Here is a 16,846-nt window from a genome sequence, read left to right as displayed (position 1 = left end):
GCCGATGAATTTCGCCCCGCCCGTATCAGATATGCTGCAACTCGCCAACTGCATTCGCGCCCTCTCGATCGATGCCGTCGATGCCGCCAATTCCGGCCATCCGGGAATGCCGCTCGGCATGGCTGACGCCGCAGCCGTTCTGTTCTCGAAGCATCTGAAATTCGACGCATCGGCTCCCAACTGGGCGGACCGCGACCGTTTCGTGCTCTCCAACGGTCACGGTTCGATGCTGCTTTACAGCGCGCTCTATCTGGCGGGCTACAAGGATGTGTCCATCGATGAGCTGAAGAACTTCCGCCAGTGGGGTTCGAAGACCGCCGGTCATCCGGAATATGGTCATACAGAAGGCGTTGAGCTGACCACCGGCCCGCTCGGTCAGGGTCTCGCCAGCTCTGTCGGCATGGCAATCGCCGAACGCGCGCTCGCCGACCAGTTCGGCAAGGATATTGTCGATCACCGCACTTATGTGTTCTGCGGCGACGGCTGCCTCATGGAAGGCGTGGGACAGGAAGCGATCTCGCTTGCCGGTCACCTTCGCCTCGGCAAGCTGATCCTGCTTTATGATGATAACGGCATCACCATCGACGGCAGCACGGAAATCGCCTTCACGGACGATATTCCCGCCAAGTTCAAGGCTTGCGGCTGGAATGTCGAAAAGGTCGACGGTCACGATCACGACGCCATCGATGCGGCGCTGACGCGCGCCAAGGCTCAAGCCGACCGCCCGACGCTGATCGCGCTCAAGACCGTCATTGGCTACGGTTCGCCAAATCGCGCCGGTACGAGCGGCGTGCACGGCGCGCCACTGGGTGCGGCTGAAAATGCCGCCACCAAGGCAGCACTCGGCTGGACAGCGGAAGCTTTTGAGATTCCGGCCCCGTTGCTCAATGTCTGGCGTGAAGCCGGTGCGCGTGGCGTTTCGGAGCGTGAAGCATGGCAGAAGCGCGTCGATGCGCTGCCTGCAACCGAACGCGCCGAATTCGACCGTCGTATTGCTGGCGTTCTGCCGGAAGGCTTTGCAGCAGTGGTGAACGATGCCAAGCAGCGCCTCCTCGACAAGCCGCTGAATGTTGCGACCCGCAAGGCAAGCCAGATCGCGCTTGAAAGCCTGACGGCGGCGCTGCCGGAAATGATCGGCGGTTCGGCTGACCTTACCCATTCGAACCTCACCCGCGTTCCTGCCGTCGACAGCGATTTCACGCCGGAAAAGAGCGGTCGCTATGTCAGCTACGGTGTGCGTGAATTTGCGATGGGCGCGGCTATGAACGGTATCGCGGTCCATGGCGGTTTCATCCCTTACGGCGGCACCTTCATGGTGTTCTCTGATTACGCCCGCAACGCCATTCGCCTTTCGGCGCTCATGGGCGTGCGTGTCATCCACGTGTTGACACACGACTCCATCGGCCTCGGCGAAGACGGCCCGACCCACCAGCCGGTCGAACATCTGGCCAGCCTGCGCGCCATGCCGAACCTTCATGTCTTCCGTCCGGCAGACACGATTGAAACGCTGGAATGCTGGGCTGTGGCGGTTTCTGATCCGCATACGCCTTCGGTTCTGGCCCTGTCGCGCCAGAACGTGCCGCAGCTTCGTACCGATAATGGCGAGAACCTTTCCGCACGCGGCGCCTATGTGCTGCGTGAGGCGAAGGGCGAACGCCAGATCACGCTGCTTGCCACGGGCACGGAAGTTTCGCTCGCAGTGAAGGCCGCCGAAAAGCTTGCAGAAGAAGGCATCGCAACGGCGGTTGTCTCCATGCCGAGCTGGGATCTGTTTGAAAAGCAGGGCAAGGATTACCGCAACGGTGTTCTGGGCGATGCGCCGCGCATCGCCGTCGAGGCCGCAGGCAAGTTCGGCTGGACACGGTATGTCGACAGCGAAGACGACGTGATTGGCATGGATGGCTTCGGCGCTTCGGCACCTGCTGAAGTGCTCTATGAAAAATTCGGCATTACGGCCGAGGCGATTATCGCCCGCGCCAAATTCTTGCTGGAGCAGGGCAAATGACGATGGCTGGCAATTTTTCTCCACTGGTTCTGGTGGGCGATAGCGATCGCGTGGAAGCCGAAGCGGTCGGCGCCTATCTCGACAACTGGGCTGGCAAGGACGGCTTGCGTCTTGCGACCGCCGACGCCATCAAGGCTATTCTTGCTGGCGCAACGCGGCTCGCCGGACGCATTGCACGCGGTTCGCTTCCCGGCGATCCGGGCAAGCTTGTCGGCGTCAACAGCGATCAGGACCAGCAGAAGTGCATCGATGTCGGTTCACACAATCTGTTCGTCGAACTGCTGATTGCGGCGGGTGCAGCCTCCATTCTTTCGGAAGAAGCAGACCTCCCCGTAGCAGGCAAGGCGGATGGGCTGATTGCCGTTGCCATCGATCCGCTCGACGGTTCGGGCAATGTGGGTCTCGGCGCCCCGCTTGGCACGATTTTCTCGATTTTCCCGGCAGATACGGCGGAGCCGTTTTTGCAGCCCGGCAACCGCCAGATTGCTGCCGGTTATGTTTCCTACGGCAATTCGGTCGATCTCGGCTTTTCGGTCGGCGAGGGTGTGATCTTCGCGACCTTCGATCCGGCAAGCGGGGTTTTCCATATCACGCGCCGCAATGTGACGCTGCCGGAACGCACGTCCGATCTGGCGTTCAACGCATCCGTCCAGCGGCATTTGTCCGCTGGTATGCAGGCCTATGTCAACGACGCATTCCTTGGAAAGGATGGTCCGCGCGGGCGTAACTTCAACATGCGCTGGCTCGGTGCTGCGGTGGGCGACATGCACCGCATCATGCAGCGTGGCGGTTTGTTCTTCTATGTGAATGACAGCCGCCCCGGCTACGAAAAGGGTCGCTTGCGGCTCGTCTACGAAGCCAATCCAATTGCTTTCCTCGCCCGTGAGGCGGGTGGCAAGGCGACCGACGGTTCGAGATCCATTCTCGATATCGTCCCGCAAACCTATCACGAGCGCAGTGCGCTGGTGTTCGGCGTGGCCGAAGAGGTGGATATCCTCGGCGAATACTTCGCGAAATAACCTGATCTGACATCGTCTGGAGCATTGGAAATGCTCCATCCATTTGTTTTACGCGCATCTTGTTCCGAACACTGTTTCACACTTTTCGGGATGCGCTCTAGGAGGCTAGAAATGGCGCGCATTACGCTGCGGCAATTGCTCGATCACGCCGCTGAACAGGGTTACGGCGTCCCGGCATTCAACATCAACAACATGGAACAGGCGCTTGCCATCATGGAAGCGGCGGACGCCGCCGATGCGCCGGTGATCCTGCAGGCTTCGCGCGGCGCGCGTTCCTATGCAAACGACATCATGCTCCGTCATATGATGGATGCGGTGACGGAAATCTATCCGCATATCCCGGTTTGCGTGCATCTGGACCACGGCAACGAAGCCGCCACCTGCATGACCGCCATCCAGGCAGGCTTTACCTCCGTCATGATGGACGGTTCGCTCAAGGCTGACGGCAAGACGCCTGCCGACTGGGACTACAATGTTTCAGTCACCCGTCAGGTCAGCGAGATGTCGCATCTCGGCGGTATTTCGGTGGAAGGGGAACTCGGGGTTCTGGGTTCGCTCGAGACCGGCATGGGCGATGCAGAAGACGGCCACGGCGCGGAAGGCGTGCTGTCGCACGACCAGCTTCTGACCGATCCGGACGAAGCCGTGAAGTTCGTGCGCGAAACCAAGGTCGATGCACTGGCAATCGCCATGGGCACGTCGCATGGTGCTTACAAGTTCAGCCGCAAGCCTGACGGTTCCGTCCTCGCCATGAACGTGATCGAGGAAATCCATCGCAAGCTGCCGAACACGCATCTTGTCATGCACGGTTCGTCTTCGGTGCCGGAAGAGCTGCAGGAAATCATCAACAAGTATGGCGGCAAGATGAAGCCAACCTGGGGCGTTCCGGTTGAGGAAATCCAGCGCGGCATCAAGCATGGCGTGCGCAAGATCAACATCGACACGGACAACCGCATGGCGCTGACCGGCCAGATCCGCCGCGTCCTGCAGGAAGATCCAAGCGAATTCGATCCGCGCAAATACCTGAAGCCTGCAATGGCTGCCATGACCAAGCTCTGCAAGGAGCGTTTTGAGCAGTTCGGCACTGCCGGTCATGCTGCCTCGATCCGTCCGATCCCGCTTTCCGAAATGGCAAAGCGCTATCGCGATGGTTCGCTGGACCCGAAGTTCAGCTAAATTCTGCTGTTAAACCAAGTCTCGCTGAGACTTGGTTAAGCCCGTGCGGCGATTGAGCATCTTCAGGGCGTGATGCGTTAGCATCTTAGCGCCCTGCTATAAGCCAAAAGAAAAGCGGCCTGATGGCCGCTTTTTTTGTTTTCAAGAAACTGAATAATCAGCCCTTGTTGTACTTCGCGTCAACTTCGTTGATCGCGTTGACATTGCCAGCCGAACGGCCATTTTCGTCAAAGGTCTCAGCGAGGAAGGCGTCGGCAATGGTCTTGGCCACTTCCGAGCCGATGACGCGGGCGCCCATGGTGATGATCTGGGCATTGTTGGAAAGCGCTGCGCGCTCTGCCGAATAGGTGTCATGCGTCAGCGCGGCGCGGATGCCCGGAACCTTATTGGCTGCAATGCATACGCCGATGCCGGTGCCGCAAACGAGGATGGCGCGGTCATAGGTGCCGTCGAGAACGGCGGAAGCCACGCGGTCGGAGAGGTTGGCGTAGAATGTATCTGCGCCAGCGTCTGTACGCGAGATTTCCGAAACCTCGAAGCGATCCTTGAGGTGATCGGCGAGAACCTTGGCCAGACCTTCACCGGCGCTGTCGCCTGCTACTGCTACTTTCATCATATTGCTCCTTAATTAGCTCGAATCTTGGCGGCGCACTTGGCCAGAATGTCGAAATAACCTTCGACGTTCCATGCCGAGCGACCGATGAAAAGCCCGTCAATGTGCGGGCAGGCAATCAGCTCTTCGCAATTGCCCGGATTGACCGAGCCGCCATAGAGGCAAGGCACGCGACGACCGAGCATGCTTTCTGCAACCGCAATGATTTCCGCCTGGCGCGCATCGGCATAATCTGCTGATGCCGGGATACCATTTTCGCCGATGGCCCAGACCGGCTCATAGGCAAACAGGATTTCCGCCTGCTTCTGATCGTCGGAAAGCTTGGAAAGTGCTCCGCGCACTTCTTCCTCAAGCACTTCCGCGGCGCGTCCGCTTTCGCGGTCTTCCAGCGTCTCACCGATGCAGATGAGCGGGATCAGGCCGTGGCGCACCGCAGCTTCGACCTTGAGGCCGACCGTTTCGTTGGTTTCACCGAAATGTTCACGGCGCTCGGAATGGCCAAGCTCGACGATATCGAGATTGCAGTCCTTGAGCATCAGCGGCGAAATCTCGCCGGTCCATGCACCCTGATCGGCCCAATGCATGTTCTGCGCGCCGACCTTGACGGAAGTGCCGGACAGGATTTCCTTCACTTCGCGCACGGCGGTAAAGGGCGGGATGACGAAACGCTGAATGTCGGTCGAGCGGCTTGCATCGGCAGCTTTCAAGGCTTCGGCGAAAATGCGGGCCTCGGCCAGCGTCTTGTTCATCTTCCAGCTGGTGCCAATCCAGAATTTTGTCATGCTCAATTTTCGTCCTCTAGGTTTATGCGCAGTCGTCAGCGATGGTCAGTGCAATGCCAGCCTGTTCAAGATCGGCCAGTACAGTCGCGTCGGGGGAGGCATCGGTGATGATCGCGTCGAAATCGGAAAGATCAGCCATCACATGCAGGGCAGGGCGTCCGAACCGCTGGTGATTGACCAGAAGGCAGGTGCGGGCGGCGGATGCCGTCATGGCGCGCTTGGTGCGAACAACATTCTCATCCATGTGATAGACGAGCTTGCCATTGACTGCAGGCGAGGAAATGAAGGCGATGTCGGCGCTCAGATGCGACAGGGCTCCTTCCGTCAGGATACCGAAAAACGCATTGAACTTGGCTGAATAGGTTCCGCCGAGCGCAATCAGATTGATCCCGTTCTCGCCCTTCAGCTCATCGATGATGACGGCATTGTTGGTGATGACTGTCAGCGGGCGCTTTTCCAGAAGCATGCCGCCAAGGACAGCCGCCATGGAGCCGTCATTAATCATCACCGTCATGCCGGGTTCAACAAGCTCAAGCGCGGCGCGGGCCATTTTCTGCTTCGCTTCGCCGTCCTGCCGTTCGCGGAAGCGGAAATCGCTTTCAAATTGTGTGCCGGTATCGATCGTCGCTCCGCCGCGTACCTTGCGCAGCACGCCGGTATGTTCCAGCGAATCCAGATCGCGATGGATCGTCATTTTGGAAACAGCAAACCGATCCGCCAGATCGTCGAGATCGACGGCCTGATTTTCGATCAGAAGGTTGATGATTGCCTGTCTTCTGTCGTCGCGCTTCACGCTCTCGTCCGATCTCATTGGCGGAACATTTATCGCATGAAGTTAGATCACAAAATCACAAAATAATCCATTGCAAAAATGTTATTATGTTATTTTCCGTTCGGCTGCTCAACGAGCGTCTTTGCCGTGCGTTCATCGGTGATGAGACCGTAAAGACGACCGCTTTTCAGCACGGCGCGGATGGCTTCCGCCTTGGAAATTCCACCGGCAAGGCCCACGATTCGGCTCATATCTGCGTTTTCGACCGATGCGGCGATGGTGCGGGCGGTCAATGCTGTTTCGAGGCGCTGGCCATTGGCGTCAAAGAAATGACCGAGCATTTCGCCAACACCGCCGAGGCTGGCGATCTCTTCCACTTCAGCCAGTTCTATCATGCCGGATGTGACAAGCTGCGCCTGCGCATCGACTGTGCCGATGCCGACGATCTTCAGTTCGGCCTGGCAACCCATGTCGAAAACGGTGGTGACGCCGCGCTGCGCGAGTAGCACTTCGCGGTCTTCCGCCGTGTTGGCGAAGAAGGGCACCGGCATCACATAAGCAGGCATACCGGTCTTTTCGGCGATGCGGTGCATCACATCATGCGGGTTGGCGGCGAAATTGCGCGTCAGGCCGCCGAGCAGCGACACGAAGCGCAGGTCATTAGCAACGACGCGGGGCATATAGTTGACTGCAGCCGAAAGCGTGCGGCCATGACCGATGCCGATGACTTCATGGTCGCCATGCTCGATCTCGCGGCGCAGAAAATCTGCACCCGCATGGCCAAGCGCCATGAGCGGCAGACCTTCCTCACCGATGTCGGGAACGACTTCGCAATAGTCGAGGCCGTACATATCGGCGAGACGATTTTCGAGGTCGATACATTCGGTAATGTCGCCGTCGATACTGACTTTCACCGCACCGTCGGCGACGGCTTTGGCAATAAGGCGATGCGCTTTCACGGAGGGCAGACCAAGGCGCTTCGCAACGGCTGACTGGGTCATGCCCGCCACGAAGTGAAGCCATGCGGCGCGCAGCGCCAGTGAATCGTCAGCATCTGCCATTGAGAGCGGTCCGGTTCCTGAAATCGTTTATATCTTCAAGTCCTTAGCGCCGGTGTCAATGTGCGGAGCCCAGAAAGCCACACTTTCCGCAATCTGCGGAATGACTTCACGGTCATTCGGCTCGCGTTCCTTGAACGACAGTTCGAGGCAGATTTCATTGTCCACAGCGCCGCCTTCGGCAAAGGCTTTCAGAAGCGGTTCCGGCTGGATGCGTCCTTTGGCATTGAACGCGGCTGTGAAAGGACGATGTCCGCCCTTGTCCATCAGGCTCTGCTTGATGTGAATGATCGGCGAGACTTTCGGCACGGCGCGTGCCCAGGCGTAGGGATCGAAATCGTCCGGATTGGCGGACGTCACATCGCCGTGGTCGATATCGGCCATCATCCACATCGGAATAGCCATGCCGGCGGCGGTCAGGCGATCCTGAAGCTTCATGCATTCGGCAATCGTCTCGCCAAATTCACGCCCGATGCTCATCGGTTCCCAGAACACATAGTCGAGACCGGCACGGCTCGCATGTTCGGCGACTTCCGCCCAGCAATCGATGGCGATCTTGATCAGGTCTTCGCGGCGCGCAGCGTCATCGAAATCCTTATAGGTGAAGATCGCAAACTGCGTGCCGACCGACTTGCCGCCAAGATCGCCGATAATGTCGGCAAAGGTCTTGAACCAGTCGATATAATAACGACGTACTTCTGCATCCGGATGGCCGAAATGGTTGAGGCGGCCATAGGGGCCGGTCATACCCGAAGTGACGCGGACACCGGTGCGCTGCAAGGCCTTGTCCATATCGCGCGTCAGGCGGCGAATGGTTGAAGCCTGCCAGCTTGGATTGATGAATTCGTGGGTGAGCTGGAGGTCACGCAGGCGCAGATCGCGTGCAACTGTTTCGATCAGATCATCCGGCTCGGCAAAGCGGTTCACAAGTGGATTGGTGTTCAGAGAAAGCGTAAGGGCCATAGTGTCCTCAAGAGACCATTCTAGCGTTGTCGAACCATTCCACGAAAGCGGCACGTTCGGCTTCGGTCAGGTGCAGATAGTGCTTGGTGCGGCGATAGAGAATGTCTTCCGCCGTCTTCGCCCATTCCCTGGCCACCAGATAGCGCACTTCCGCCTCATGGAAATTGCCGCCGAAATGACGGCCAAGCCCTTCGAGGTTCTGTGCGCCTGCAACAACGTCTTTCGTGCGCGCTCCGTAGAGACGACCATAGTGCTGGACAAGCGTGCGCGGCATCCACGGATAGGTGTCGCGCAAGCTATTGGCGAAAGTTTCATAATCGGCATTGGCGATTTCGCCGCCCGGAAGCGGTGCGCCATGAGTCCAGTCGCCGCCCATCTTCGGGAAGATGTGCTTGAGGCGATGCATGCCGCGCTCCGCCAGCTCGCGGAAGGTGGTGATCTTGCCGCCAAAGACGTTGAGCAGCGGCGCATCATTGGTTTCATCGAGGTCGAAGACGTAATCGCGGGTGACGGCGGAAGGGTTGCCCTTGCCGTCGTCGAACAGCGGACGCACACCGGAGAAGGAATGCAGCACGTCTTCGCGCCTCAGCTTTTCCTTGAAATAGCGGTTCACTGCAGTCAGCAGATATTCGATTTCCTTCTCATCTGCTGCAACATCTTCGGCACGGCCTTCATAGGCGATGTCGGTGGTGCCGATCAGCGCCTTGTCGCCCTCGTAAGGATTGATAAAGATAACACGCTTGTCGTGGTTCTGGACGAGATAGGCATTTGCGCCCGACCAGAATTTCGGAACGATGATGTGGCTGCCCTTGACGAGACGCACATTGCGCGACGAGTTGGAGCCGGCAACATTGTGGATGACATCCGTGACCCATGGTCCGGCGCAGTTGATGATGCAGCGCGCGCGGAATGTGCGGGTTTCGCCCGTGTCGCGGTTCTTCGTTTCCACGATCCAGCCGCCTTTTTCGCGGCGTGCGGAGACGACAGGCGTGCGGGTCAGAATGGTCGCGCCTTTTTCAGCAGCGCCAACCGCATTCAATGCAACGAGACGGGCATCATCGACCCAGCAGTCGGAGTATTCGAAGCCCTTGGTATATTGGTCGAGGATCGGCGTGCCTTCCGGATCGCGCCGCAGGTCGAGCGTGCGTGTGCCGGGAAGCTTCTTGCGACCGCCGAGGTGGTCATAGAGAAACAAGCCAAGCCGCACCAGCCAGGCGGGGCGGTCCTGCGGGCTGTGCGGCAGAACGAAACGCATTGGCCAGATGATATGGGGAGCGGCGTTCAACAGCACTTCGCGCTCGATCAGCGCTTCGCGCACAAGGCGGAACTCATAATATTCGAGATAGCGCAGGCCACCATGCACCAGCTTGCCGGAGCGCGACGAAGTTCCCTGCGCGAGATCGTCCTTTTCCGCCAGCACCACCTTGAGGCCGCGCCCGGCGGCGTCACGGGCCACGCCCGCGCCGTTGATGCCACCGCCGATTACAAACAGATCGCAGGTTTCCGGTTCAGCCATTTCATGCTCCTTCGGATGCAATCGCATCCCACAGTCTATATGTGCCGGAAGAGAGGTCCGGCTTTATGTGTTTTGTTCACCGCATTTCCGAACGCAAAACCGCTTCACGCTTTTGCTGGAAATGCTCTATCGGAAGCCAACTTGTCCCAGACGGGCGTCAGTGCCAGCCGGGCTTCCTGATAGGCAACGAAGAGTTCTTCATAGTGCTTTGCGCGCGGACCATCCGGGGCCTCGCAAGGGCCAAGCAGCGGCTCGACCCATTCCGCAATACATGCATCCATGCTCGGATAAGCGCCGATGGCTACCGCAGCCATCATGGCAGCACCTGCGGCTCCGGCCTCTTCACGCGAGGAAACGCGCACGGGCGCATTCACCGCTGCGGCAAGGGTGCTGCGCAATGCTTTTGAACGCGCTGCACCGCCGGTGATGCGCAATTCTGCGGGCATTTCACCCATGGCCGTGTAGCAATCGCGCGTCGCCATTCCGAGGCCCTCGACAACCGAGCGCACCATTTCTGGGAAACGGTCGCGACTGGAAAGGCCTACGAACCCGGCTCGGGCATAGGCATTGACGAAGGGACCGCGTTCGCCCGCTTCCGAAATATACGGATGATAGAGGATTGCACCCGGACGGCTGGCATTAAACCAGTCATCAAGACGGGGAATGAGGTCACTAAGCGAAACAGGCTTGTCTGGCGTCGACATGAGATCGGCTGCGACCTGCAATATCCAGTCGATGTTGATCGTTGCCCCCATATTGGTCTGCACCTGGGTGACGATGCCGGGAATGGGCAGCGCGATGACGTAACCGGTGCCTTCCTTGTTCAGGTGGATATCGGCAACCGGCTTGGCGCGCATGTGCACGCCTGTCGAACCAATGGTCGAGCACCCGGCGCCTGCTGTGCCGCCGCGCACCCCCGCACCAAGTGCTGTCATGGCCATATCGACATAGGCGAGACTCACCGGCGTCCCTGCCCGCAAACCCGTTGCAGCTGCCGCTTCGGGGGATAGCGGATGCTGCACTTCGGTGCCGTCGATGATTTCCGGCAGCAATCCACGCCGTTTCGTCAGACCGAGCGCGTCGATGACGACATCGTCATACTGGCGATTGCGGAAATTGCCGAAGGTGAAGCTTGCTTCCGAAGGGTCGGTGGCGCGAACGCCGGTGAGATTGAGATAGAGCCAGTCCTTGCAGTGGAGCGCGACTTCGGCATTGTCCAGCAGCTCGGGCGCGATGCTGTCCATATGCGCCATCTGCGAGCCTTGCTGGCAGGTGTTCAGCCCGGTGCCGGTCGCTTCAAAGCGCGCACGGTTCATGGGGCCAGCGGCGAGGCGCGTCACCGTCGTTGCCGCGCGGGCATCGAGCCACAGCCAGGCATCGCCGACCGGCTGGTTGTCGCGGCCGACAAGCCAGGTTCCGTCACCCTGACCGGTAACGGCGATTGCCGCAGTGCGTTCGGCAAGGCCGGGCATCTTCGCGCCGAGGTCGCGCAATGCTCGCGCGCAGTCCTGCCACGTCTGGGAAAGCGATTGTGTGACAGCGCCATGTTCGCCGGTATCGTATTTGTTGCGAACGGCAGCAGATTCGATCTGGCGTCCGCTAAGGTCGAAAGCGACTGCCTTGAGCACAGACGTGCCTGCGTCGATCCCGATGATGATGTCACCTTTCTCACGCATGGCGGCTATGTGCTTTCATTGACATTTGGATTCCTCCCGCGACTGAAAATACGTCGCTCGCAGCCCTGTTTATAATGAAATCGGGCGATGGCGTATGCTGGAGATAACATAACGCTATCACGTTGTCTGTAAAATTTTCTAGAAGGAGCATTTTTTTTCACCAAAGAGTGAATGCAGGGGAAATCTCCGCGCCTTCGAGTGCGGTTTTCCCACTGTTTTCCATCGATGGCTTAATGTTTCTTTGGTTTTGAGTATACTTAATTCATTGAAAATAAAAGAAAATATAGAAATTTGCGAGTATCTCTATGGCTGACTTTGCGAGAAAAGACGGCGCTGTGAATAGTGCGATTGATAACGAATTATGTAGTGGATTTCTCTAGATCGTGATCGAGATTCGGCGCGAAATTGTGCTATTTCACCGGTGTTTCGAAAACATCCGATTGACAGCTTTCGAGCTTTATAACATCATTATTGGAGTTAATAACACGCCGCTATCATAGGTTTTGATTGCGGCGCATCTGTTTCCAGGATGCACGGAGGAGCGGGGCCCTGGAATTCATGTGGAGGCTATCATGATCTCGTCTGTCGCGTCCTGCACCGCTTTGGCGGAGGCTTTTGCCTATCCGGTAAGCGTGATGACAATGGTCGAGGGTAATCTCCGGGCGGTCTAATTCAGCCGCATCATCCGTTTCCATAACGACAATACGGCAGAATTGCTGAAGGCGTTTGATAATGAGTGCACAAACCAGTCAAGTTTCACAAAAACCCGCCAAGCTGAGCCGCGCCGTCGTCTGGAGCGTGATCGCTGCGATCGTGGTTGTCGGTGCGATTGCCTTCGACACGAAGGTCGTGAAGATCGGGTCTGATTCCGATGTGCGCCAGCAGGCTTTCTCCCCCGATGCCTACGGTGCTTCCGAATTCCCCAAGGTGAAGGCGAGCGTTGAGCAGCGCGCCGTGGATGCAGTGGAAGTTGGAACGGCTCTCGCCGCCGACAAGGCCGCCGCCGGAAAGAAATATGGCGTCGGCGACGTCAATCCGGTTGTCCCGGTCAAGTTTACAGGCACCGTTGAGGAGCGCAAGTCCAACTACAATGTCGTGAAGGTCGACGGCCTGCCGGAAGGCGTTGCCATCCGCGTTCAGACCGGCCCTGCCGTCAACGGCACCGATCTGCGCGATGCAACCGGCGAAATCCAGTTCGGCCAGTTCAAGAACCAGATCGAATATCAAAATGCCGGTTCTGCGCTGAACAACGAGATGAAGAAGCAGGTGCTTTCCGGCGTCGATGTCGAGAATCTCGTCGGCAAAACCGTGACGGTTGTGGGCGTGTTCAAGGTCGTCAATCCGAAGAACTGGCTCGTCACGCCCGTGGGGCTCGAAGTGAAATGAGCACCGCTTCGAAAATCGAAGGCAAAAACGGTGATGTCGTTCTTGCCGCAAACAACGTTGCCAAATCCTATGGTCGCATTCATGCCCTGAAGGGCGTGAATTTCGAGATTCGCCGTGGTCAGGTCACGACGCTTTTCGGCGAAAACGGCGCTGGCAAATCGACGTTGATGAAAGTGCTTTCGGGCGTCATCCAGCCGACTTCGGGCACGATCATTCTCGATGGCGAACCTGTGACGTTCAATTCGTCCACCGAAGCGCGCGACCTCGGCATCTCGATCATCCATCAGGAATTGAGCCTCGCGCCCAACATGAACGTGCGCGACAACATCTTCATGGGGCGCGAAATCCGCACCGCCACCGGCGTTGATTTTGCCGAGGAAGAACGCCTGACGCGCGCGCTTCTGAAGGAACTGGAAGAAGATATCGACCCGCTGACGCCGGTCGAGGAACTTCGTCTCGGCCAGCAGCAGGTCGTTGAAATCGCCCGCGCCCTTTCGGTCAATTCGCGCATTCTCATCATGGATGAGCCGACTTCGGCGCTCAGCGCCTCGGAAGTGGAAGTCCTGTTCAAGGTCATTCGCGACCTGACGGCGCGCGGTGTCGCCATCGTCTACATTTCGCATCATCTGGAAGAAGCGTTGCAGATCACCAATCATGCGGTGGTGCTGCGCGACGGAACCATGACGGCCTATGCGCCGCGTGAGGAAATTGATCTGGAATGGATCGTGCGCAACATGGTCGGCGAGAACTTCGATCTCGGCTCGCCTCCAACCGGATATGACTGGGGCGATGTGGCGCTCTCTGTTGAGAACCTGACCGTTCCCGACCCGGGTGGCGCGGGCTTCTCGCTGGTCGACCGCATGTCGCTCAATGTGCGCGCAGGTGAAATCGTCTGCATTTATGGTCTTATGGGCGCCGGTCGCACGGAACTTCTGGAAACCGTTGCCGGTCGTCTCAAGGCAAGCGGCGGACGCGTTCTCCTCAAAGGGCAGGACGTTTCCGGCCTCACCATCGCACAACGTATCGAGAAGGGCCTTGTGCTGGTGCCGGAAGATCGCCAGCGCGACGGTCTCGTCCAGACGATGACGGTCGGCAAGAATCTGTCGCTCGCCAGCATCACCGAAATGACCAAGGGCCTTTTCACATCGCGCAAGCGCGAAAAGCAGATTGTCGATCAGTCGATCAAGAATGTGCACATCAAGACGGACGGCGGCGAAGCGGCAATCGGTTCGCTTTCCGGGGGTAACCAGCAGAAGGTCGTGATCGGCAAGATGCTGGCGACCGAGCCGGAAGTCATTCTGCTCGATGAGCCGAGCCGCGGCATCGACATCGGGGCGAAGGCGGAAGTGTTCAAGCTTCTGGCTGAAAAGGCGAAGCAGGGTCTGGCTGTCGTCTACACGACTTCGGAAGTCGGCGAATGCCTCAGCATCGCTCATCGTATCATCGTCATGCACCGTGGACGCATCTCCGCCGAATTCGGATCGGACGTGTCCAAGGAGAAGATCATGGCCGCCTCGGGCGAAGCCATGGTTGGTCACTAAAGCATTTCCAGCAAAAGTGCGAAGCGGTTTTGCGTCGGATAATGCGAACATACAAGAACATAATCCCGAAAAGTTGCAGACTTTTCGGACAAGATTATGCGTTAAAACAAAAGGATAGAGCATAAGACCCGACAAAGTCGGGTTGTTAAATGCTCTGGTTATGGAGCACTGATAGAATGTCAGTCACGAGCACCAACAAAGAAACAGCGGCTCCGAACGGCGCGAAGCGGAAACCCGGCATCGTGCATCTGCTGCTCGAAGGTCGTGCATTTTTTGCACTGATCGCGATCATTGCAGTTTTCTCGTTCCTTTCGCCTTATTATTTCTCGGTCGATAACTTCCTCATCATGTCGTCGCACGTGGCCATTTTCGGCCTGCTTGCCATCGGCATGCTGCTCGTCATCCTCAATGGCGGTATCGATCTTTCCGTCGGTTCCACATTGGGGCTGGCTGGTGTGGTCGCCGGTTTCCTCATGCAGGGCGTGACGCTGCAGGAATTCGGCATCATTCTCTATTTCCCGGTTTGGGCCGTGGTTCTCATCACCTGTGCGCTCGGTGCGTTCGTCGGTGCGGTCAATGGCGTGCTCATCGCCTATCTGCGCGTTCCGGCGTTCGTTGCGACGCTCGGCGTTCTTTATTGCGCCCGCGGCGTGGCGCTTCTGATGACCAATGGCCTGACCTACAACAATCTCGGCGGACGTCCGGAGCTTGGCAATACAGGCTTTGACTGGCTCGGTTTCAACAAGTTGTTCGGCGTGCCGATCGGCGTTCTGGTTCTGGCGGTTCTCGCCATCATCTGCGCCATCGTTCTCAACCGCACTGCATTTGGCCGCTGGCTCTATGCGTCGGGTGGCAACGAACGTGCGGCTGAACTGTCCGGCGTTCCGGTCAAGCGCGTCAAGGTGTCGGTCTATGTCATTTCCGGCATCTGCGCTGCCATTGCAGGTCTGGTTCTTTCTTCGCAGTTGACGTCGGCTGGTCCGACGGCAGGCACCACCTACGAACTGACGGCAATCGCTGCCGTGGTTATCGGTGGCGCTGCGCTCACTGGGGGGCGCGGTACTATCCAGGGCACACTTCTCGGCGCTTTCGTGATCGGTTTCCTTTCCGACGGCCTCGTGATTATCGGCGTGTCCTCCTACTGGCAGACCGTCTTTACCGGCGCGGTAATCGTGCTCGCGGTTCTGCTCAACAGCATTCAATACTCCCGGCGATGATCGATAGCGGCTCTGTCCACCGTTCCGGACGGAGCCGCGAAAATAACCGGGCGTATCGAAAGACTTCCAAAAAGGCACAAGATCTCGAAAACGGCCTGATGGAAATGAGTACCGCCGGGGAACCGGCATAACACAAACGAAAAATGTTAAGGGAGTGAGACCATGTTCAAGAAGGGAATGCGCGTTCTGTTCGCCGCTGCGGCAGCGTTGCCTCTCATCGCCAGCACGGCCTGGGCCGAAGGACTGATGACGATCATCGTCAACGATCCATCCAACCCGTACTGGTACACCGAAGGTGAAATCGCCAAGAAGACCGCTGAAGGTCTCGGCTACAAGGCTGTTGTCGGCGGCCACAAGGGCGACACCAACACCGAAAGCAACCTGATCGACACGGCTATCACCAACAAGTCGGTTGCCATCATTCTCGATCCGGCCAATGCGGACGGTTCGGTCGGCGCGGTCAAGCGTGCAATCGCCGCCAACATCCCGGTTTTCCTCGTCAATGCGGAAATCAACCAGGAAGGTCTGGCCAAGGCACAGCTCGTTTCCAACAACGCACAAGGTGCCGCTCTCGGTGCGACGCAGTGGGTCGAAAGCGTTGGCGACAAGGGCAAGTATGTCGAGCTGTTCGGTTCGCCATCGGACAACAACGCCGCAACGCGCTCGAACGGCTATGAAACCGTTCTGTCGCAGTATCCGGATCTGGTGAAGGCCGGTCAGGACGTCGCCAACTGGGACCGTACCCAGGGTCACGACAAGATGCAGGCTCTGCTTCAGGCCAATCCGGACATCATCGGCGTTATCTCCGGTAATGACGAAATGGCTCTGGGCGCAATTGCTGCTCTGAAGAAGGCTGGCAAGCTGGATCAGGTGAAGGTCGGTGGTTTCGACGGTTCGCCGGATGCGGTTGCAGCCATCAAGGCGGGTGAACTGCAGTACACCGTTCTGCAGCCGGTTGCCGTGTTCTCGGAAGCTGCGGTCAAGCAGGCCGACAACTTCATCAAGACCGGCAAGACTGGTGTGGATCATGAAAAGCAGCTCTTCGACTGCATCCTGATCACCAAGGACAATGTCGACAAGTACACCTCGCCGTTCGTTCTCGAACAGTAAGGTTTGAAAAGA

General features: G+C 58.1%; 14 protein-coding genes. 7 read left to right on the top strand and 7 right to left on the bottom strand.

Annotation, left to right across the window (positions count from 1 at the left end; all coding sequences use genetic code 11):
* The first annotated feature begins 4 nt into the window (after positions 1-4).
* The 3 genes from tkt to fba all read left to right on the top strand — a co-directional run bounded on the left by tkt (position 5) and on the right by fba (position 4,200).
* Positions 5-2,005, top strand: a complete 2,001-nt coding sequence (gene tkt / locus KWJ32_RS10255) for a transketolase (RefSeq protein WP_151610197.1) — start codon at positions 5-7, stop codon at positions 2,003-2,005.
* A complete protein-coding gene (locus tag KWJ32_RS10250) occupies positions 2,002-3,024 on the top strand; it encodes a class 1 fructose-bisphosphatase (RefSeq protein WP_125334786.1) in 1,023 nt (340 codons plus the stop codon). Before tkt ends, KWJ32_RS10250 begins: the two co-directional genes overlap by 4 nt.
* 111 nt (positions 3,025-3,135) lie before the next feature.
* On the top strand, positions 3,136-4,200 hold the full coding sequence (gene fba / locus KWJ32_RS10245) for a class II fructose-bisphosphate aldolase (protein ID WP_109986723.1): 1,065 nt from the start codon (positions 3,136-3,138) through the stop codon (positions 4,198-4,200).
* A 157-nt stretch (positions 4,201-4,357) separates the two neighbouring features.
* Here fba and KWJ32_RS10240 read toward each other — a convergent pair whose 3' ends face one another.
* The 7 genes from KWJ32_RS10240 to KWJ32_RS10210 form a co-directional block, all read right to left on the bottom strand.
* Positions 4,358-4,813 carry an RpiB/LacA/LacB family sugar-phosphate isomerase gene (locus KWJ32_RS10240; RefSeq protein WP_029928121.1) on the bottom strand — a complete coding sequence of 152 codons (456 nt, stop codon included), beginning with the start codon at positions 4,811-4,813 and terminating at the stop codon, positions 4,358-4,360.
* Positions 4,814-4,824: 11 nt separating this feature from the next.
* Positions 4,825-5,595 carry a triose-phosphate isomerase gene (locus KWJ32_RS10235; RefSeq protein WP_011982649.1) on the bottom strand — a complete coding sequence of 257 codons (771 nt, stop codon included), beginning with the start codon at positions 5,593-5,595 and terminating at the stop codon, positions 4,825-4,827.
* A gap of 22 nt (positions 5,596-5,617) precedes the next feature.
* A complete protein-coding gene (locus tag KWJ32_RS10230) occupies positions 5,618-6,388 on the bottom strand; it encodes a DeoR/GlpR family DNA-binding transcription regulator (RefSeq protein WP_029928117.1) in 771 nt (256 codons plus the stop codon).
* Between the two features lie 89 nt (positions 6,389-6,477).
* Complete coding sequence (locus KWJ32_RS10225) at positions 6,478-7,428, bottom strand: sugar-binding transcriptional regulator (RefSeq protein ID WP_011982651.1); 951 nt, start codon at positions 7,426-7,428, stop codon at positions 6,478-6,480.
* Positions 7,429-7,455: 27 nt separating this feature from the next.
* A complete protein-coding gene (locus tag KWJ32_RS10220) occupies positions 7,456-8,388 on the bottom strand; it encodes a TIM barrel protein (protein WP_011982652.1) in 933 nt (310 codons plus the stop codon).
* A 7-nt stretch (positions 8,389-8,395) separates the two neighbouring features.
* Positions 8,396-9,904, bottom strand: coding sequence for a glycerol-3-phosphate dehydrogenase (locus KWJ32_RS10215; protein ID WP_011982653.1), 1,509 nt, complete (start codon positions 9,902-9,904; stop codon positions 8,396-8,398).
* A gap of 104 nt (positions 9,905-10,008) precedes the next feature.
* Positions 10,009-11,580, bottom strand: a complete 1,572-nt coding sequence (locus tag KWJ32_RS10210) for an FGGY-family carbohydrate kinase (RefSeq protein WP_011982654.1) — start codon at positions 11,578-11,580, stop codon at positions 10,009-10,011.
* A gap of 732 nt (positions 11,581-12,312) precedes the next feature.
* Here KWJ32_RS10210 and KWJ32_RS10205 point away from each other — a divergent pair.
* The 4 genes from KWJ32_RS10205 (at position 12,313) to KWJ32_RS10190 (ending at position 16,834) form a co-directional block, all read left to right on the top strand.
* Complete coding sequence (locus KWJ32_RS10205; protein ID WP_011982655.1) at positions 12,313-12,966, top strand: DUF2291 domain-containing protein; 654 nt, start codon at positions 12,313-12,315, stop codon at positions 12,964-12,966.
* Positions 12,963-14,507, top strand: a complete 1,545-nt coding sequence (locus KWJ32_RS10200; RefSeq protein WP_011982656.1) for a sugar ABC transporter ATP-binding protein — start codon at positions 12,963-12,965, stop codon at positions 14,505-14,507. Before KWJ32_RS10205 ends, KWJ32_RS10200 begins: the two co-directional genes overlap by 4 nt.
* A 176-nt stretch (positions 14,508-14,683) precedes the next feature.
* Positions 14,684-15,724 (top strand): ABC transporter permease, encoded by a 1,041-nt coding sequence (locus KWJ32_RS10195; protein ID WP_010660874.1) that lies wholly within the window; start codon positions 14,684-14,686, stop codon positions 15,722-15,724.
* A gap of 162 nt (positions 15,725-15,886) precedes the next feature.
* On the top strand, positions 15,887-16,834 hold the full coding sequence (locus KWJ32_RS10190; RefSeq protein ID WP_010660875.1) for a D-ribose ABC transporter substrate-binding protein: 948 nt from the start codon (positions 15,887-15,889) through the stop codon (positions 16,832-16,834).
* Positions 16,835-16,846: the final 12 nt, after the last annotated feature.

It is taken from the genome of Ochrobactrum sp. BTU2 (assembly GCF_024539785.1).
Classification (GTDB): domain Bacteria; phylum Pseudomonadota; class Alphaproteobacteria; order Rhizobiales; family Rhizobiaceae; genus Brucella; species Brucella anthropi.
This window is presented reverse-complemented; position numbering and strand designations above follow the sequence as displayed.

Bases quoted from the DNA above. Each gene is read 5' to 3' on its own strand.
- KWJ32_RS10205 (WP_011982655.1), top strand. From the start codon at position 12,313: ATGAGTGCACAAACCAGTCAAGTTTCACAAAAACCCGCCAAGCTGAGC.
- KWJ32_RS10220 (WP_011982652.1), bottom strand. From the start codon at position 8,388: ATGGCCCTTACGCTTTCTCTGAACACCAATCCACTTGTGAACCGCTTT.
- KWJ32_RS10250 (WP_125334786.1), top strand. From the start codon at position 2,002: ATGACGATGGCTGGCAATTTTTCTCCACTGGTTCTGGTGGGCGATAGC.
- KWJ32_RS10235 (WP_011982649.1), bottom strand. From the start codon at position 5,595: ATGACAAAATTCTGGATTGGCACCAGCTGGAAGATGAACAAGACGCTG.
- KWJ32_RS10240 (WP_029928121.1), bottom strand. From the start codon at position 4,813: ATGAAAGTAGCAGTAGCAGGCGACAGCGCCGGTGAAGGTCTGGCCAAG.
- KWJ32_RS10215 (WP_011982653.1), bottom strand. From the start codon at position 9,904: ATGGCTGAACCGGAAACCTGCGATCTGTTTGTAATCGGCGGTGGCATC.
- KWJ32_RS10225 (WP_011982651.1), bottom strand. From the start codon at position 7,428: ATGGCAGATGCTGACGATTCACTGGCGCTGCGCGCCGCATGGCTTCAC.
- KWJ32_RS10195 (WP_010660874.1), top strand. From the start codon at position 14,684: ATGTCAGTCACGAGCACCAACAAAGAAACAGCGGCTCCGAACGGCGCG.
- KWJ32_RS10190 (WP_010660875.1), top strand. From the start codon at position 15,887: ATGTTCAAGAAGGGAATGCGCGTTCTGTTCGCCGCTGCGGCAGCGTTG.
- KWJ32_RS10210 (WP_011982654.1), bottom strand. From the start codon at position 11,580: ATGCGTGAGAAAGGTGACATCATCATCGGGATCGACGCAGGCACGTCT.
- fba (WP_109986723.1), top strand. From the start codon at position 3,136: ATGGCGCGCATTACGCTGCGGCAATTGCTCGATCACGCCGCTGAACAG.
- KWJ32_RS10200 (WP_011982656.1), top strand. From the start codon at position 12,963: ATGAGCACCGCTTCGAAAATCGAAGGCAAAAACGGTGATGTCGTTCTT.
- tkt (WP_151610197.1), top strand. From the start codon at position 5: ATGAATTTCGCCCCGCCCGTATCAGATATGCTGCAACTCGCCAACTGC.